At 66.0% G+C, this 17,831-nt stretch carries 13 protein-coding genes; 9 read left to right on the top strand and 4 right to left on the bottom strand.

The window, feature by feature from the left end; all coding sequences use genetic code 11:
• Window positions 1–67: 67 nt before the first annotated feature.
• Together QP140_RS01325 and map are read left to right on the top strand one after the other, a co-directional pair.
• Complete coding sequence (locus QP140_RS01325) at window positions 68–1,984, top strand: penicillin-binding transpeptidase domain-containing protein (RefSeq protein WP_442874967.1); 1,917 nt, start codon at window positions 68–70, stop codon at window positions 1,982–1,984.
• Between the two features lie 38 nt (window positions 1,985–2,022).
• Window positions 2,023–2,889, top strand: a complete 867-nt coding sequence (gene map, locus QP140_RS01320; RefSeq protein WP_284757637.1) for a type I methionyl aminopeptidase — start codon at window positions 2,023–2,025, stop codon at window positions 2,887–2,889.
• A gap of 96 nt (window positions 2,890–2,985) precedes the next feature.
• On the opposite strand, the gene mtr is transcribed toward map, so the two are convergent.
• A complete protein-coding gene (gene mtr / locus QP140_RS01315; RefSeq protein ID WP_284757636.1) occupies window positions 2,986–4,413 on the bottom strand; it encodes a mycothione reductase in 1,428 nt (475 codons plus the stop codon).
• Between the two features lie 57 nt (window positions 4,414–4,470).
• Window positions 4,471–5,631: an alpha/beta hydrolase gene (locus tag QP140_RS01310; RefSeq protein ID WP_284757635.1), complete on the bottom strand. Its 1,161-nt coding sequence runs from the start codon at window positions 5,629–5,631 to the stop codon at window positions 4,471–4,473.
• 124 nt (window positions 5,632–5,755) lie between these two features.
• Here QP140_RS01310 and mqo point away from each other — a divergent pair, with 124 nt between their 5' ends.
• Together mqo and cobA are read left to right on the top strand one after the other, a co-directional pair.
• Entirely contained in the window at window positions 5,756–7,243 is a 1,488-nt protein-coding gene (mqo, locus tag QP140_RS01305) for a malate dehydrogenase (quinone) (protein ID WP_284757633.1), read from the top strand.
• 112 nt (window positions 7,244–7,355) lie between these two features.
• Window positions 7,356–8,393 carry a uroporphyrinogen-III C-methyltransferase gene (gene cobA / locus QP140_RS01300; protein WP_246821223.1) on the top strand — a complete coding sequence of 346 codons (1,038 nt, stop codon included), beginning with the start codon at window positions 7,356–7,358 and terminating at the stop codon, window positions 8,391–8,393.
• Between the two features lie 29 nt (window positions 8,394–8,422).
• On the opposite strand, the gene QP140_RS01295 is transcribed toward cobA, so the two are convergent.
• Window positions 8,423–9,337 (bottom strand): YaaA family protein, encoded by a 915-nt coding sequence (locus tag QP140_RS01295; protein WP_284757631.1) that lies wholly within the window; start codon window positions 9,335–9,337, stop codon window positions 8,423–8,425.
• Between the two features lie 56 nt (window positions 9,338–9,393).
• Between QP140_RS01295 and QP140_RS01290 the strand changes: the two genes are divergently transcribed.
• Window positions 9,394–11,172: a proline--tRNA ligase gene (locus tag QP140_RS01290; protein ID WP_070760796.1), complete on the top strand. Its 1,779-nt coding sequence runs from the start codon at window positions 9,394–9,396 to the stop codon at window positions 11,170–11,172.
• A gap of 86 nt (window positions 11,173–11,258) precedes the next feature.
• Here the strand turns inward: QP140_RS01290 and QP140_RS01285 are convergent, their stop codons facing one another.
• Window positions 11,259–12,362: a hypothetical protein gene (locus tag QP140_RS01285; protein ID WP_284757630.1), complete on the bottom strand. Its 1,104-nt coding sequence runs from the start codon at window positions 12,360–12,362 to the stop codon at window positions 11,259–11,261.
• Window positions 12,363–12,501: 139 nt separating this feature from the next.
• Between QP140_RS01285 and rimP the strand changes: the two genes are divergently transcribed.
• The 4 genes from rimP (at window position 12,502) to infB (ending at window position 17,711) form a co-directional block, all read left to right on the top strand.
• A complete protein-coding gene (rimP, locus tag QP140_RS01280) occupies window positions 12,502–13,092 on the top strand; it encodes a ribosome maturation factor RimP (RefSeq protein WP_070760791.1) in 591 nt (196 codons plus the stop codon).
• A 27-nt stretch (window positions 13,093–13,119) separates the two neighbouring features.
• Window positions 13,120–14,148: a transcription termination factor NusA gene (gene nusA / locus QP140_RS01275; protein ID WP_070759047.1), complete on the top strand. Its 1,029-nt coding sequence runs from the start codon at window positions 13,120–13,122 to the stop codon at window positions 14,146–14,148.
• Window positions 14,149–14,367: 219 nt separating this feature from the next.
• Entirely contained in the window at window positions 14,368–14,727 is a 360-nt protein-coding gene (locus QP140_RS01270) for a YlxR family protein (protein ID WP_284757628.1), read from the top strand.
• Window positions 14,728–14,915: 188 nt separating this feature from the next.
• A complete protein-coding gene (gene infB, locus QP140_RS01265) occupies window positions 14,916–17,711 on the top strand; it encodes a translation initiation factor IF-2 (protein WP_148811649.1) in 2,796 nt (931 codons plus the stop codon).
• Window positions 17,712–17,831 lie beyond the last annotated feature (120 nt).

Below are 17,831 nucleotides of genomic sequence, written 5' to 3'. Positions count from 1 at the left end.
GGATCATCGCCTAGCGGCCCCGTGGGCACCACTCCACGCTTAAGCAGGGTGAAAATTCGGCTGTGTCATGCCGATGAACAGCGCAAATGCGGTGCTAACGTACACGGTTATGAGTCGGATTTTCCTCGCCTTCCTGTGCGCCCTGGGGGTCACCGTGGCCGCCACTGGGTGCACCCCGCGCCCGGATGTGGCGGATGACGCTGCGGCGGAGTTCCTGGAACGGCTGGCCGAACGCAATGAGCCGGAGACCATCACGGACAAGTCGGATACCGCGGCCAAGGAGATCGACAACACCTGGACCAAGCTGCAGGCCGAGGGGCTCGACGCGCAGCTCAAGGACGTGCGCACCCAGGACAACGTCGCGACCGCCAGCTACCGCATGGATTGGCAGCTGCCGGGTGAGCGCCGTTTCGCCTACGACTCCCAGATGACGCTCACCAAGTCCAAGGGGGACTGGGTGGTCCGCTGGCAGCCCACGGTTCTGCACCCGCGCCTGGGGGCTAATCAGCACCTGGAGCTGCGCACCGTGGCTGCCGAGGCCGCGAGCGTGGTCGGCTCCGACGGTGCCGTGTTGATGAAGCCGGGGAAGAAGTGGCGCATTTTCCTCAACGCAGACAAGGCCGGCGATGCCCGGGCAGCCGCCGAGCGCATCGCAGCCGAGGTTAGCGCCCTGGGTGGGGAGAACGCACCGGCTATCGACGCGGAGAAGGTCGCGGCGGAGGCCAAGAAGGTCGACGGCGACTACTCGGTCGCCATGGTGGAGGACAAGCTGGGGCAGCGGCTGCGTGGTGCGCTGCGGGACGTGCCTGGGGTCCGTCTCAACGATGAATCCGCACTGGTTCGCCCGGACCCAAACTTCGCGCCGGACATCTTAAGCCGCGTGAATGCGGTCGTCGGCGAGGAGTTGCAGGGCACCGACGGGTGGAAAGTCATCGTCTCCACCGCCGAGGGCAACGAGGTCACGGAGCTCGAGAAGCACGAGGCGAAGGAAGCCCCGTCGGTGCAGGTCAGCCTCTCCAAGAAGGTGCAGGACGCCGCCCAGCGAGCCGTAGACACCCGAGCGGATAGCCAGACGATGATGGTCGTCATGAGGCCGTCGACGGGCGAGGTGCTCGCGGTAGCACAGACAGCGAAGGCCGATGAGCACGGCGACCTCGCGCTGCAGGGCCAGTACCCGCCGGGCTCGACGTTCAAGATCATTACCGCCTACGCCGGCCTGGAGAAGCAGAACCTCACGCCTGATTCGATCGTGGGCTGCCCCGGCACCCAGGACATCGGCGGGCGCATCGTGACGAACTACAACGGCTCGGGGTTCGGCGACGGGCCGCTTCGCCAGGCCTTCGCCCGCTCCTGCAACACGACGTTTGCGGACATCTCCACCAAGCTCAAGCCCGGCGAGTTGAAGGCCACGAGCGCGCAGTTCGGTCTGGGCGTGGACTTCAAGATTCCGGGCCTGGATACCTTCACCGGCTCGGTACCCACCGGCGAGGTCATGCTGGACCGCACCGAGGCCGGCTACGGCCAGGGCCACGACCTGGTCAGCCCCTTCGGCATGGCGCTGGTCTCGGCCACCGCGGCGGCGGGGAAGATGCCGACCCCGTACCTCATTACCTCCCACAAGCCGAAGCCGGGCACCCAGCCGAAGGGCGCCGATAAGGGCAAGAAATCCCCGGCAGCACCCCCGGCGCTCGACAAGAAGAGGATCGCCGAACTGCAGGCCATGATGCAGGACGTGGTGACCAACGGCACCGCGGCCGGGCTCGACCGTTACGGCGACGTCCGCGGCAAGACCGGTGAGGCGGAGATCAACGACGGCTCGCACGCCTGGTTCACCGGCTACCGCGGCGACCTCGCCTTCGCGACCCTCATCGTCCGCGGCGGCGGCAGTGAGCACGCCACCGCGGTGACCGGGGAGTTCTTCAAGCACCTGGACGCCCCAGCGGCCCCGCGCGAGGACCAGCTGACCCCGGCCGCTGAGGGCTAAGGAAATGTGCCGCTGCCCGGGGAGTACCATCGGGCACTATGACCAGAGCACCACTTTCCCCAGGTAAGCCAACCCCGATCCGCACCGTGCCCGCCCACATCGAGCGGCCGGAATACGCGTGGAAGGCCGAGGTCCAGGAAAACATCGGCGAGGCCTGGATCCAGGATCCAGAGACCATCGAGAAGATGCGCGAAGCCTCCCGCATCGCCGCTGACGCGCTCCAGGAGGCCGGCAAGGCCGTCCGCCCGGGCGTGACCACCGACGAGGTCGACCGCGTGGCACACGAGTACATGTGCGACCACGGCGCCTACCCCTCCACCCTGGGATACCGGGACTTCCCGAAGTCCACCTGCGTGAGCCTCAACGAGATCATCTGCCACGGCATCCCCGATACGACGGTGATCGAGGACGGGGACATCGTCAACATCGACGTCACCGCCTACAAGAACGGCGTGCACGGGGACACGAACGCGACCTTCCTCGCCGGGGACGTCAGCGAAGAGCACCGCCTCCTCGTCGAGCGCACCGAGGCCGCTATGTGGCGCGGCATCAAGGCCGTCAAGCCCGGCCGTGAGATCAACGTCATTGGCCGCGTGATCGAGTCCTACGCTAAGCGCTTCGGCTACAACGTGGTCCGCGATTTCACCGGCCACGGCGTGGGCCCCACCTTCCACAATGGCCTGATCGTCCTGCACTACGACAACCCGAGCAACCAGACGCTGCTGGAGCCGGGCATGACCCTGACCATCGAGCCGATGATCAACCTGGGTGGGCTGGACTACGAGATCTGGGATGACGACTGGACCGTCCAGACCAGCGACCGGCAGTGGACCGCCCAGTTCGAGCACACCCTCGTCGTCACCGAGGAGGGCTACGAGGTCCTCACCCTGCCGAGCGAGGAGTAACTCACACACCAGCCCCCCGGGGCCTCCAGCCCCAGGTTCCCGGACTAGCTCGGCGTGACAGCAGCGCGAGGCAGGGGCGAGAGCCGGGATTAGGGGCTAGTCAAACTCCAGGCCGAGCAGGGCATTTTCCACCAGCTCGGTCAGCGCAGGGTGCGGCCAGTACTGCTCGGTGGCGAAGCGGCGGGCATCGATGCCGAAGGCCATCGCGGTGACGACACTCTGAATCAGCGTGCTGGCCTCCGGCCCCATGATGTGCGCGCCCAGGATTTCGCCGGTCGTGCGGTCGGCGATCACCTTGCAGAAGCCGGTGGTGTCTTCCATCGCCCAGCCGTAGGCCACATCCGCGTAGCGCTGCACCTTCACCGTCAGCTCCCGGCCCGTGTTTTTGGCTTCCTCCTCGGTCATCCCCACCACCGCGATCTGCGGGTGGGTGAACACGCCACTGGGGACGGCGTGGTAGTCGTTGGCGCGCAGGTCCTCGGGGTGGGCGAGGTTGTGTTGGATGACCTTCGCCTCCTGGTTCGCGACGTGCTTGAGATCGAAGTCGTTGGAGGCATCGCCCAGCGCCCATACCCCCTCGGCCGTGGTGCGGCCGAATTCGTCGACCTTGATCTTCCCGTTCTCCTTCTTTTCGACGCCAGCGGCTTCGAGTGCCAGCGTGTCCGCGTTGCTGATGCGCCCCTGGGCGGCGAGGATCTCGTCGGCGAGAAGCACCGTGCCGTCGTCGAGGGTGAGCTCCACCTGCCCGTTGTCGGTCTCGCGCGCCGAGCGCGGTTCCACCCCGAGGTGGGTATCCCACTGCTCGCGGGCCTGCTTAGTGAAAGCCTCGGAGATCTCGGCGTCCAGCTTGCGCAGGAGACGCTCGCTGCGGTTGACGACCGTGACCTTGGTGCCCAGGGCGTCGAAAATCGCGGCGAACTCGACCGCGACGATGCCACCGCCCAGGATGATCAGCGACTCGGGCTGGGTATCCAGGCGCATGATGTCCTCGTTGGTGCGGTAGCGCACGCCGGAGTCGGTAAGGACGGGGTGGATCCACGGGCGGGTGCCGGTGGCCAGCACCACGTCCTTGCCCCGGATGACGGGCGCGTCGGAGCCGTCGCCGATCTGCAGCGTCCGGGGCGCGACGAAGGACGCCGCTTCCCCGTGGAAGAGGGTGATATTCGGGGTCTCGTCCCCGGCGCGGTAGGCCGCACCGCCCTCGGCGATGGGATCGATGCGGTCACCGAAGACGCGTTGCTGGATGCCCTTCCAGTCCACGTGCTCCAGCGAGCCAGTCAGACTGAGCTTGTCGGCGACGCGGAAGGAGCGCGCCACATCCGCGGTGTGGACGAACATCTTCGTCGGGATGCAGCCGACGTTGATGCAGGTGCCACCGAAGACACCCTTTTCGACGATGGCGATGGTCTTCTCATCGTTGATCGGAGCCGGGATCGTGTTCCCCGACCCGGTGCCAACGATGATGATGTCGAAGTCCTGGATCTCTCCCGGTGCGGTGTTCTGCTCGGCATTCATGTTCTTCATGCCTGCCAGCCTAGGCGCGAAAAACAGGCGGCGGCCACGAGGCCGGTTTGTGGCCAGCTAGTTGCCGGCGATGCCCTGGGCTGCCAGCCAGTCTGCAGTCGCATTCAGGGCGCGACGGCGCACCGCGGGGCGGGAAAGGAAGACATCGTGGGTGGCGTCTGCGATGACCTCGATGTGTGCATGAGGGGAGACCTTCGGCGCGGTCTGCCACATCTGCTCCGGCTTGAGGATCGGGTCATTGACGTAGGTCGCGTCCGTGAGCCCGCGCCCGAAGTAGTGGCCGTCGCTGGTGAGCACCAGGGTCGGCAGGCCGGTGTCACAATGGCCCGCCTGGAGGTCGGCGATCTGGCGGACCACACCGGCCATCCAGCTGACGTACTTCTTGCGGGGCTCAATGGGCTTGAGCTCAAGGTCGTAGTCCCATTCGCCCGCGTAATCGGCGTGAAGTGAGTGCCCATAGGAAGGGTTGATGCCCTCCGGCAGGGGCATGTGCGGGGCGACCTTGGCGAGCTGCGGGAAGACCCGCTTGATCACGAAGCCCACGAGGCCGTCGAACTGGATGCCATACCAGGGGGAGTTGCCGACAACGGCGCCGAGCATGCCGTGCAGCCCGGCCTCCGCGCTGGAAGGATCGCGCTGAGTAGCAGCATTGAGCCGGCCGGCCCAGGTGGTGACGTCCAGCCCGCCGGTGGAGTGACCCACCGCAACGACGGTCGGGTGGGCAGTACCGATGAGCCCCAGCGCGATGGAGAGGTCCTCGTCATAGATGGCCTGGCTGGTTACGTGGTGCCAGGTCTGGCCTTCCCGCCACGCCCTGCCGCACTTGCGCATGTCGATGGCGTAGACCGCGTAGCCGGCCTCGTGGAAGAAGCGGGCCACGTGGTCCTGGAAGAAGTAATCCGTCATTCCGTGGACGAAAAGTAGGGCGGGACGCCCGTAGAAATTACGGGTCGGGTCGGAGACCGCAGAGGCGGCTGTCGACCCGCTAGCCTCGGCGGGGAAGTAGCGGACGAGGGCGAAACGCACCGGGGGCTCGCCGTCAGGATCGTCACCCATCTCGACGTAATGCACGCCGAAATCCGGGCCCAGAAGGTCCGGTCCGAAGGTCAGTTCTGCGACGCTGGCGCCTCGCGGATCGGTGAGGACATCGGCCAGCTGCCGGGAAGACGCGTTGCCACCGTGGGCCGGGGCGTTATTCATAGCTCTGGAATCATTCATCGGGATCGATCATATTCAACTTTTTCAGGGGTATAAGGGCAGGCCTGAATATGGATCGAAAAGGCACAGGCGTATGGTTGAAGAAGCGTGACAAAGCTTTCTTCCGTGAAGGATTGAGGAAACCGTGGCAACGAATAGTTCTCAAAACGATACCGTCGACGTCCTGCTGGTTGGCGCCGGCGTCATCTCCACCACCCTGTCTGTGATGCTGAAGCAGCTGCAGCCGGAATGGAGCCAGCTGATTCTCGAGCGCCTGGACACCCCGGCCGCCGAGTCTTCTGACCCGTGGAACAACGCAGGCACCGGCCACTCCGCGCTGTGCGAGCTGAACTACACGCCGGAGGTCAACGGCAAGATCGACGTCTCCAAGGCTGTCGGTGTCAACGAGAAGTTCCAGGTCTCCCGCCAGTTCTGGTCCCACCTCGTGGAGAACGACATCCTGGGCGAGCCGTCTGAGTGGATCAACCGGGTTCCTCACGTCTCCTTCGCTCAGGGCATGGATCAGGTGGACTACCTGAAGGCCCGCTACGAGGCCCTGAAGGATAACCCGCTGTTCCCGAACATGAAGTTCTCGGACTCGGAGACGAAGTTCCGTGAGTTCCTGCCGCTGATGGCGGAGGGCCGCGACTTCAACACCCCGACCGCGATTTCCTGGTTCGAGGAGGGCACCGACATCAACTACGGTGCGCTGACCCGCCAGTACGTCGACGCCCTGACCGCTGAGGGCGTCGAGGTGCGTTACGGCAGCGAGGTCGTCAACCTCAAGCGCGACGGCGCGAAGTGGAAGGTCTCCGTCAAGAACCGCCACACCGGCGACACCTCCGTCGTCACCGCCAACTTCGTCTTCATCGGCGCCGGCGGCATGGCACTGCCGCTGCTGCAGAAGGCCGGCATCCCGGAGATCAAGGGCTACGGTGGCTTCCCGGTCTCCGGCCAGTGGCTGCGCTGCACCAACGAGGAGCTCATCGAGAAGCACGCCGCGAAGGTCTACGGTAAGGCCTCCGTCGGCGCCCCGCCGATGTCCGTGCCGCACCTCGACACCCGCGTAATCGATGGTAAGAAGGGCCTGCTCTTCGGCCCCTACGCCGGCTGGACCCCGAAGTTCCTGAAGTCCGGTTCCTTCCTGGACCTGTTCAAGTCCCTGCGTCCGGGCAACCTGCCGTCCATGATCGGTGTTGGTCTGCAGGAGTTCGGACTGACCAAGTACCTGGTGGAGGAGCTGCTGAAGGACCAGACCGCGAAGATGGAGTCCCTGCGCGAGTACATGCCGGAGGCTAAGGACGAGGACTGGGAGCTGGTCATCGCCGGCCAGCGCGTCCAGGTCATCAAGCCGATCGGCGCCCCGAAGTTCGGCTCCCTGGAGTTCGGTACGACCCTGATCAACTCCAACGACGGCAGCATCGCCGGCCTGATGGGCGCTTCCCCAGGCGCGTCCATCGCCCCGGCTGCCATGCTCGAGGTGCTGGAGCGTTGCTTCGGCGGTCGCATGGCTGAGTGGGCTCCGAAGCTGCGCGAGATCATCCCGTCCTATGGCCAGCGTCTGGTCAAGAGCGAGGCCCTGTTCCAGGAGCAGTGGGACCGCTCCCAGAAGGCGCTGAAGCTGGCTAAGTAGCTTCCGCTGCCCGCAGGCCGCCCGCCCGAGAGGATTGCCCTCGGGGCGGGCGGTTTTTCGCTGTTGGTGGGGGTTTGAGAATCTAGACCGCTCGGTCTACTATGCTGTGCTTATGAGTATTTTCCTGCGCAACGTCCACGTCCTTGTCCCGGCCGGCAGCCCCGACGCCGAGCTCGTCGCCCAGCGCTGCCGTGACGCAGGCGCCATCGTCACCACCAGCCCTGCCGGGGCGGCGTCGGAGATTGACTGGGCTGCCACCGCCCTCGTCGTGCTCCCGGGCCAGACCCCGGGTGCCACGGAACTGATCGCAGCAGCTGAGCAGCACGGCGTGCCGGTCAATAACCTTGGGGGCGGAACCGAGGAAGCGCAGAATGCGGGGGACAGGGGCGGGGAATGCCCTGGCGCGGGGACCGTGACGCTGGTGGGCGGTGGCCCCGGTGGCGAGGGGTTGATCACCGTCGCAGGGAAGCGAGCCATCGAGGGAGCCGACATCATCTTCGCCGACCACCTGGGTCCCTTCAGTCTCGCCGAGGAAGCAGCCGAGCGCGGGGTGGAACTCGTGGACGTGTCCAAGATCCCCTATGGCAAGCAGGTAGCCCAGGAGAAAACCAACGAGATGCTCATCGAGGCTGCTCAACAGGGCAAGAAGGTGGTGCGCTTGAAGGGAGGGGATCCCTTCATCTTCGGCCGGGGACTAGAAGAAGCCGAAGCATGTGCGGCCGCCGGGGTGCCGGTATCCGTCATCCCCGGGGTGACGAGCGCGACCTCCGCGCCAGCGCTGGCCGGCGTATCTCTGACCCACCGCGGCTGGGTTCACGACATCACGATCGTCTCCGGGCACGTGCCCCCGGGTCACGAGAAGTCGCTCGTGAACTGGGAGGCGCTGGCTGGGCTGACCGGCACGCTAGTGCTGATCATGGCCGTGAAAAACGCCGGGGCTATCGCTGCGGAACTTATCGCCAACGGCCGGGGCGCCGAGCAGGCGGTGACGATCATCGAGTCGGCCTCCATCGACGGCGAGCGGGTCACGGAAACCACTCTCGGGTCCCTTGGGGAAACGATCGACGCGGCAGGAATCAAGCCACCGGCGATCATCGTGGTCGGCCGGGTCAGCGAGCGCCGGATTAAGGGCTTGGCGGCGGCGTTCTAACAAAGATAAGAGGGGAGGGGCTTTTAAGCCTATTCGGCCGGAACGATGAGCGTGACCTCGCTGGGGTCACGCACCTCCGTGCGGAAATTCGCCTCGACGAACGCCTCCACGTCACCGATGCGGTGGGCGAAAGCCTCCGCCAGCTCGCCGGTTGACTGCGGGTCAGCGGGCAGGTGTCCACCGGCCAACGCCAGCTCCCGGGCAACTAGCCCCTTGTAGTGCTTGTTGAAGTGGCTGACGACCTTGCGGCTGCCGTCCGGGTACTCGGATTCCACGCGCAAGCTCACCGCGCCCGGAACTTTTCCGAGGTCCCGGTAACCACCGGAGCGCAGGTCAATGATCCCGCCGCCAGCGCCATCCGTGTCGGCGGCGCGATCCTCCCGCCACCGGGCGAGCTCCTCGCCGATGCGGTTGCCCTCGGCCGGCTTCGTCCACTGGGAACGCAGGGTGCGGGGCTGACCGTCCACGAGCACCTTGGAGCCGGCGGAGAGTCGATAGCGGGGGATAAGGTCGTCGGCGGCGATCACCCCGAAGAGTGCCGAGCCGATCGCCAGCCTTGCACGCGCGTCCGCGGGGAGGGGCAGGCCGGTGCGTTGCCCCGTTGGGTCGAGGGCATCGTAGGCCACCCCGGTGTATCGCTCCACCGCAGGAAGCAGCTCGGAGGAAGCGACGGCGGCGTTGGACTCGTGCTCAGCGTGCTGGGTAGCACGGATCCCGATCATCTTGTCTAAGGAGCGAATCCGCTCTTCTGCGGCTTCTGCAGAACCCGAGTTCTTCGACAGTGCTTCTTGGGCTGCAAGGAAACTGCAGCCCATCTCCTCAAGGGTGCTGAGCAGGTGTTTTCTGGTTGGCGCTAGCCCGGGAAAGGTCAGCTGATCCACGGCGACCGGGCCGGGCTGGCCGCCCACTGTTTTGCTTTCCGAAGGAGGCAGGATGATGAGCATGAAAACATGCTAGCCGGTGGCGTGCCACGCAGGGTCGGGGCTGTAGGCTAAGCATCATGATTACCCGCATGTCCTCCCTCTTCCTGCACACGCTGCGTGACGACCCAGCTGATGCAGAACTCGCCAGTCACAAGCTGCTTGTCCGAGCTGGCTATATCCGCCGCGTTGCACCGGGTGTGTACTCCTGGCTCCCTATTGGTCTGCGCGTCCTGCGCAAGGTCGAAAACGTTGTTCGGCGCGAAATGGACGCCATCGGCGGTCAGGAGCTGATGTTCCCCGCGCTGCTGCCGAAGGAGCCCTACGAGGTCACCGGGCGCTGGGACGAATACGGTCCCGAGCTCTTCCGCCTCAAGGACCGCAAGGAGGCGGACTACCTACTCGGCCCCACCCACGAGGAGCTGTTCACCTGGCTCGTCAAGGGGGAGCTGAACTCCTATAAGGATTTCCCGAAGGTTCTCTACCAAATCCAGACCAAGTACCGCGATGAGGCCCGTCCGCGCGCCGGCATCCTGCGCGGCCGCGAGTTCGTCATGAAGGACTCCTACTCCTTCAACATGACCGACGAAGGCCTGGATGAGTCCTACCGCTTGCACCGCAAGGCCTACCAGCGGATCTTCGACGCCCTCGGCATCGAGTACGTCATTTGCTACGCGACCTCTGGAGCGATGGGTGGTTCGGCCTCCGAGGAATTCCTGGCGGTGGCCGCGGACGGCGAGGATACCTTCGTTCGCTCCACGGAGTCCGACTACGCCGCCAACGTGGAAGCTGTCGTCTCCATTCCGCCGGCTGAGGAGTCGGTCGAGGATAAGCCGGAGGCAGTAAGCCACGAGAGCCCTGGAGCCGACACCATCGAGACCCTCGTGGAGTGGGCCAACGAGGCGGGCCTGACCGTCGACGGGGCTCCGGTGACGGCGAAGGACACCCTCAAGTGCATCGTGTGCAAGGTCACCCGCCCAGGCGAGGATGAGGACGGTAACCCGTACGCCCCTGAGCTCACCGGAGTGCTCGTGCCGGGCGACCGCGAGGTCGACATGAAGCGTCTCGAAGCCTCCCTGGAGCCGGCGGTCGTCGAACTGGCCGATGATGAGGATTTCAAGAAGTACCCCTTCCTCGTCAAGGGCTTCGTTGGCCCCCGCACGTTCGCGGATAACGACCTGCGCGTGCTCGCCGATCCCCGTGTGGTCAAGGGCACCGCCTGGATCACCGGCGCGGATGAGAAGGATCGTCACTACTCCAACCTCGTCGCAGGCCGCGACTTCACCCCGGATGGCTACGTTGAGGCCGCCGAGGTTCGGGAGGGCGACCCATCCCCGGATGGCAAGGGTGTGCTCACCCTGTCGCGCGGCATCGAGATCGGCCACATCTTCCAGCTGGGCCGGAAGTACACCGAGGCCTTCGACGTTCAGATCCTGGACGAGAACGGCCGACGCACCGTCCCGACGATGGGCTCCTACGGCATCGGTGTCTCCCGCCTGCTGGCCGTGGTCGCCGAGCAGATGCACGACGAGAAGGGCCTGCGCTGGCCGCACAGCATCGCCCCCTACGACGTCCACGTGGTCATCGCTAACAAGGACGAAGCCGCGGGTGAGGCTGCACGCGAGCTTGTCGAGGCACTGTCGGATGCGGGCTTGGAGGTGCTCTTCGACGATCGCCCGAAGGTCTCCCCGGGCGTGAAGTTCAAGGACTCCGAGCTGCTGGGCATGCCACAGGTCGTGGTCGTTGGGCGCGGCTTCGCCGAGGGCAAGGTCGAGCTGCGAGATCGTCTGAACGACGAGCGTTCCGAGATCGACTACGCGGACGCCGTCGACGTCATCACGAAGGCAGCCCGGGCCTAAGAACCTGCCCCACGCCAGCGGGGTAGGCGTGGGGCAACCGGTGGGGGTGAGCTCAGCGGATTACGCAGAGAGATAAGGGGGCGTTGCTAGTCCCCACCTCGCAGGACCACTGCTTCGGGCCCAAGCCCCTGGGCCAACTCCAGCTGGCCCTGGGCACGGCTCAGTGCTGCGCACGCCTGCGCCAGAGCCACCCGCAGCGGCCCGGTCTCGGCGCGGCCAGCGAGCAAGCGTAGCTGGGAAAGCGGGGCGGCGAGTGCGGCGTGCAGGAAAGCGGGGGCCTCCTTGGCACTCGCGGGGGCCTTGGTGGCCTTCGATACGCCGAAGCCAGCAGGGGGCTCGTAGGCGCCTTCTGCGTCCTCGGGCTTCTCGGCGCTGTCGTCTGCGGCGGGTGTGATCATCGCGGTGACGACGTCGCGGGCCAGTCGGGCACCATCTCCGGCGGCTGCCAGTTGCTTGCGTGCGGAGCCGTCGTCGGCCGCCAGCGCGACCCCGGCGGCCTGGATCGCCCCGTAGACGGAGTCCAGGGCGTCCTTCAGATCCTCACCGAGCGCCTTCGTGTTCCCGCGGCCCACGACCTCAGGATCCTCGAGCAGCTCGGCGATATCCTCGCGCTGTGGTGCACCGGCGACGGGCGCGGTTGCGCCGTAGAGGCCCACCAGCAGCTGAGTCTGGAACTCTTGCCGGGTCACGGTGCGGCCTTGAGAGTCCTTCTCGTGAGCAGCCGCGTCTGGCAACTCCGGGCTTTCGATGGTGCCCAGCAGCTCGCGTTGGATACCAGCGAAGAGCTGCCTGCGCTTAGCTGCGGAATCGGTGCCTTTATCGTCGTCGGCGGTCCGGGCCTTCGCAGCGGTGGACGACGCGGTGCCGGACGTGGGGGAATCACCGCTGCCGCCACCGTCTGCGTCCTCGAAACTGCACTGCGGGTCCCGCTGGCCTTCATCGTCGGTACCGCACTGGCGCAGGAATTCTTTCTCGAGAACTCCGATCTGGCGGCGGATGAACTCCGTTTCCTCAGTGTCGGCCCGATCCAGAGCCGAGCGCATCACCGCTCCGATTGAGCGCAGCTGCTCATTGGGCTCGAAGCCACCGCGCACACGGTTAAGCGCCTCGGAGGCCTCGTCGATGCTACAGGCCGAGAGCAGGCCCGTCGCGAGCACCGCCCCCAGCCCCGCGACCCCCGCTTTGAGCACGCCACGCCGAGTGAGGGCTGGAGCGGCGCTAGAGCGCTCGGGGAGGTGGAGGCTTTGATTCTGAGGAGAGTCCGGATTCACAGCCACTATGGTGCCACACATTCCGCTGGGCACCGCACCGGCGGGTAGGGTGCAAGGCATGGCAACCGCTCTTGATGAAAAGCTCCGCGCATTGGCAGCCGACGAGGCGAAGAAGTGCGGACTGGATGTGGAAAAACTCACCTTTACCCGGGCTGGGGCGAAGTCCAGCGTGAAGATCGCCGTGGATGCGGACGAACGCCCGGACCTCGACCTGCTCGAGGAAGCCTCCCAGCTGATTGGTGCTGCTTTTGATGCGGCCGAGGAAGCACAGCAGATTGACCTCGGGCCGAGCTACACCCTCGAGGTGACGACCCCTGGGCTGGACTTCCCGCTGCGAGAGGCTCGCCACTTCCAGCGCAACATTGGCCGCCTCGCCAACCTGCCGGGAGGGGGCAAGGGGCGCATTGCGGCCGTCGAGAATGACGAGGTCGCGATCCTGCCCGCAGCCAAGAAGAAGGCCGGGAAGAAGTCCCAGGGCAAGAAGGCGGGGAAGAAGACCCCGCAGGCACCGGTGCAGATTTACCCGCGTGCTGAGCTAGCCGGGTCCACCATCGAGGTTGAATTCTCACCCGCGCCAGCAGCCGAGCAGGAATTACTCGGATTGACCATGGCCGAGTACCATGAGCTCGCGAAGAGTGACGAAGCCTAAGCGACAAGAAGTCGATGAGGAGTACAAGTGAATATTGATCTTGCTACGCTGCGCGCCATCGAGCGGCAGGAGGGCGTGCCGGTCGACGAGCTGATCCACGCCATCGCCAACGGCCTGAAGGAGGCCTACCGCAACCAGAGCGCCTTCGCCGGCGAGGTGGACGTCCAGATCGACCCCACCTCTGGTGCAGTGGCGATCTACCAGGTGGAGCGCGACGAGGAGGGCAACGTCACCGGTCGGTTGGACGAGACCCCGGAGAACTTCGACCGCACCACCGCGCTGGCGATGCGTGAGGCGATCCGCCGCCGGATCGGGGGAGCCCGCGTCCAGCAGCGCTACGACGAGTACTCGCCGATCCGCCACACCATCGTCTCCGGTGTCGTCACCCGCGACGCACGCGCAAACGAGCGCGGCATCACCGTGGTCCACATCGGTACCGAGGCGGACGGCATCGACGGCCAGATCCTGCCCGCCGAGCACATCCCCGGCGAGGTGCTCAAGCACGGCACCCGCGTGAAGGCCTTCGTCACGGACGTCATCAAGCACGCCGACCGCAACGTGCAGATCAGCCTGTCGCGCACCCACCCCGAGCTGGTTCGCGGGCTGTTCGAGCTCGAGGTTCCGGAGGTCGCCGACGGCTCCGTGGAGATCATGTCCATCGCCCGCGAGGCGGGGCACCGCACGAAGATCGCAGTCCGCGCCACGATCAAGGGGCTCAATGCCAAGGGTGCGTGCATCGGCCCGCGCGGCCAGCGCGTGTCGGCCATCATGGGTGAGCTCGGCGGCGAGAAGATCGACATCATCGACTACTCCGATGACCCGGCGCAGTACGTGGGCAATGCGCTCTCGCCCTCGAAGTTCGTCTCCTCGACTGTGATCGACGCAGAGCAGCAGATCGCTCGCGTGGTCGTTCCGGACTACCAGCTCTCGCTGGCGATCGGTAGGGAGGGGCAGAATGTTCGCCTCGCCGCGCGTCTCACCGGGTGGAAGATCGACATTAAGTCCGACGCCGCGCCAGAGGAGCACTCGGCTGGCGAGGGCGAGCAGGCGAACTAGCGCCGCTGAAGTTCAACGTGGGGGAGGTTCGCTAGGGTGGCCCCGCCGGATCCGGCGGGGCCACGAGTCATTGAGGGGTGGGATAACGGGGATCGGCGCAGGGAACTGTCACAACGCTGAAATGGGGGTGGGTTAACCCCTAACAGGCTTTTCACGTAGACTGGGGGCTGGTCAACGTGCTGGACCACGCATTTGTTGTGCTCGAGAGAAAGTGAGCTTGTGGAGGACCGAGCGAAACGCGAAGGCTCGCACGCCGAATCGGCTGCGGACCCGGCGCTCGCGCGGAAGACCACGGCGCACGTCGCACTGCGCACGTGCATCGCCACGCGAAAGGTGAAGCCCACCGCCGAGCTCCTACGGTGTGTAGCCCAGCACAGCGACGACGGGACAACCCGCATCGTGCCAGATTTTCACGGCCGGCTCCCGGGCCGTGGCGCGTGGCTTAGCCCCACCGCAGAGGCCCTCGAGAAGGCCATCGAACAACGGCGATTCCACCGCGCCCTGCGATTGGGCTCAGTGACGCCGGACTTCGAGGAGTTATGGGCGGTGCTGGGACGCGAGGGGTCTCAAGAACATTGACCCGCCGCGTTGAGCGTTCCATGGACAGTTAACGATTTATCAGTTGACGGAGCCCGACATGTTTGAAAGCACTCTGAACTGATGAGCGCACGATGAAGCGGCATCAGCGATGAACCAGAAACGTTAAAGGGAGCCGGACGTAGCCTTTCCGCATAAGGCCACCGGCTCCGAGATATCGAAGGAGAGTAGTGGCCGGAAAGCTACGTGTACACGAGCTTGCGAAGAAGCTCGGTGTGACCAGCAAGGAACTCCTTGCAACCCTGAAGGAACAGGGAGAATTCGTTAAGACAGCCTCCTCCACCGTGGAGCCCCCTGTCGTCAAGAAGATGAAGCAGTTCTACGGCGTCGCGCAGGAGTCCAAGCCGACGACGCCGCCGTCCCCGCTGGCTCAGGCTGGCAGTGTTCCGGACAGCACCCAGCGTGGTCCGAAGCCGGGTGCCAAGCCTGCGGCGAAGCCGAAGGCTGCACCGAAGCCGGGTACCGCGGCAGCCAAGCCAAGCGCGAAGCCAAGCCCTGCTGCTGCAGCGAAGGCTGCACCGGCCGCGAAGGCGACCCCGACCCCGGCTGAGGCTGCGCCAAAGCCGGGCCAGGCTGCACCGAAGCCGGCCGCGAAGCCGGGACAGAAGCCAGCTCGCGCTGCAGGCAAGCCGGGCCCGAAGCCGGGTCCGAAGCCGGGCGCGCGCCCGCAGCGGGTTGCTAATAACCCGTTCTCCTCCACCACCGAGCGCCCACCGCGCCCGCGTGGCGGAGCCACCCCTGGCGACATGCCTCGACCAGGCGGCACCCGTGGCGGCGCCGGTCGTGGCCAGGCACCACGCCCGGGCGCTCGCCCGGGCCAGGGTCAGGGCCGTGGCCAGGGCACCGCGAAGCCGGGGGCAGCACGCCAGGGCGGCGGCCGTCGCCCATCCCCGGCGATGATGCCAGCCACCCCGAGCCCGGGTCAGATGCCCGCCAAGTCCGGAGCCGGTTTCGGCGGCGGTCGTGGCCGTGGCGGTCGCCCAGGCGGTCCAGGCCGCCCAGGTGGTCCGGGACCACGTGGCGGTCGCGGCGGACGTCGTGGCGGCACCGCAGGTGCATTCGGCCGTCCGGGCGGTCCACCGCGCCGTGGCCGCAAGTCGAAGCGCCAGAAGCGCAATGAGTACGAGGCAATGCAGGCACCGAAGGTCGTGGGTGGCGTTAAGCTGCCGAGCGGCAACGGTGAGAAGATTCGCCTCGCTCGCGGCGCCTCCCTGGCCGACTTCGCGGACAAGATCAACGCTGACGCAGCAGCACTGGTGCAGGCGCTGTTCAACCTCGGTGAGATGGTGACCGCCACCCAGTCCGTCTCCGACGAGACCCTGCAGCTGCTGGGCGACGAGATGGACTACAAGGTCGAGGTCGTTTCCCCAGAGGACGAGGACCGCGAGCTGCTCGAGTCCTTCGACCTGCAGTTCGGTGAGGACGAGGGCGACGACGAAGACCTCGCCCAGCGCCCGCCGGTCGTCACCGTCATGGGTCACGTCGACCACGGTAAGACCCGCCTGCTGGACACCATCCGTAAGGAGAACGTTGGCTCCGGCGAGGCCGGTGGCATTACCCAGCACATCGGTGCTTACCAGGTCAGCGTGAACATGGAGGGCGTCGAGCGCCCGGTCACCTTCCTGGATACCCCGGGTCACGAGGCCTTCACGGCAATGCGTGCTCGTGGTGCGAAGTCCACGGATATCGCGATCCTCGTCGTTGCTGCTGACGACGGCGTGATGCCGCAGACCGTCGAGGCGATCAACCACGCCAAGGCTGCGGACGTCCCGGTTGTGGTCGCGGTGAACAAGATCGATAAGCCGACCGCACAGCCGGACAAGATCCGTGGCCAGCTCACCGAGTACGGCCTCGTGCCGGAGGAGTACGGCGGTGACACGATGTTCGTTGACATCTCTGCGAAGCAGGGCCAGAACATCGACCAGCTGCTGGAGGCCGTCCTGCTGACCGCGGACGCGTCCCTGGATCTGCGCGCTAACCCGGACATGGACGCCCAGGGTGTCGCCATCGAGGCGCACCTCGACCGTGGCCGCGGCCCGGTCGCGACGATCATCGTCCAGCGCGGTACCCTGCGCGTCGGCGACTCCATCGTCGTCGGCGATGCCTACGGCCGCGTCCGCCGCATGATCGACGAGCACGGCAACGACGTCCAGGAGGCTGGCCCGTCCCGCCCGGTCCAGGTTCTCGGCTTGACGAGCGTGTCCGGTGCCGGCGATAACCTCCTCGTTGTTGACGAGGACCGCACGGCCCGCCAGATCGCGGACCGCCGCGACGCCCGCCGTCGTAACGCGCTGGCAGCCCGTTCCCGCAAGCGCGTGTCCCTGGAGGACCTGGACGAGGTGCTCAAGGAGACGAGCACGCTCAACCTCATCCTCAAGGGCGACAACGCCGGTACCGTCGAGGCACTGGAGGACGCCCTGCTGAAGATCGAGGTCGACGACGAGGTCGCGCTGAACATCATCGACCGTGGTGTCGGTGCTGTCACCGAGACCAACGTCCACCTGGCTGCGGCCTCCGACGCCGTGATCATCGGCTTCAACGTCCGCTCCGAGGGCAAGGCCACCGAGGCGGCCAACGCCGAAGGCGTGGACATCCGCTACTACTCGATCATCTACAAGGCGATCGAGGAGATCGAGGCTGCCCTCAAGGGCATGCTCAAGCCGATCTACGAGGAGAAGGAGATCGGTACCGCGGAGATCCGCCAGATCTTCAAGGCTTCCGCCGTCGGCCTCATCGCAGGCTGCATGGTGGAGACCGGCAAGGTTCGCCGCAACGCCAAGGTTCGCCTTGTCCGCGATGGCAAGGTCATCTCCGAGGACGCGACGATCGACTCGCTGCGCCGGGAGAAGGACGACGTCACCGAGGTCTCGCACGGTTACGAGTGCGGTATGGTGCTGTCCTACCCGAATATCGAGGTCGGCGACCGGATCGAGGCCTACGAGATGGTCGAGGTCCCTCGCGACTAACTGGTCAACACCGGTTAGCTAAGCTGGGCGATTGCTAGCCCGCCGCAATCCCGGAAACGGGGGCGGCGGGGCAGCGCCCGGCTTTTGCCGTTTTTACATCACTACCCGGCGGGGCCGTGA

This window comes from Corynebacterium sp. UMB9976 (assembly GCF_030212265.1).
Taxonomy (GTDB): Bacteria; Actinomycetota; Actinomycetes; order Mycobacteriales; family Mycobacteriaceae; genus Corynebacterium.
Note: the sequence above shows the minus strand (reverse complement) of the source record. Positions and strands in the feature narration are given on the sequence as shown.

Excerpts from the sequence above, each read along its gene's own strand:
- QP140_RS01325 (WP_442874967.1), top strand. The coding sequence starts at position 68 with ATGCCGATGAACAGCGCAAATGCGGTGCTAACGTACACGGTTATGAGT.
- map (WP_284757637.1), top strand. The coding sequence starts at position 2,023 with ATGACCAGAGCACCACTTTCCCCAGGTAAGCCAACCCCGATCCGCACC.
- mtr (WP_284757636.1), bottom strand. The coding sequence starts at position 4,413 with ATGAAGAACATGAATGCCGAGCAGAACACCGCACCGGGAGAGATCCAG.
- QP140_RS01310 (WP_284757635.1), bottom strand. The coding sequence starts at position 5,631 with ATGAATGATTCCAGAGCTATGAATAACGCCCCGGCCCACGGTGGCAAC.
- cobA (WP_246821223.1), top strand. The coding sequence starts at position 7,356 with ATGAGTATTTTCCTGCGCAACGTCCACGTCCTTGTCCCGGCCGGCAGC.
- QP140_RS01295 (WP_284757631.1), bottom strand. The coding sequence starts at position 9,337 with ATGCTCATCATCCTGCCTCCTTCGGAAAGCAAAACAGTGGGCGGCCAG.
- QP140_RS01290 (WP_070760796.1), top strand. The coding sequence starts at position 9,394 with ATGATTACCCGCATGTCCTCCCTCTTCCTGCACACGCTGCGTGACGAC.
- rimP (WP_070760791.1), top strand. The coding sequence starts at position 12,502 with ATGGCAACCGCTCTTGATGAAAAGCTCCGCGCATTGGCAGCCGACGAG.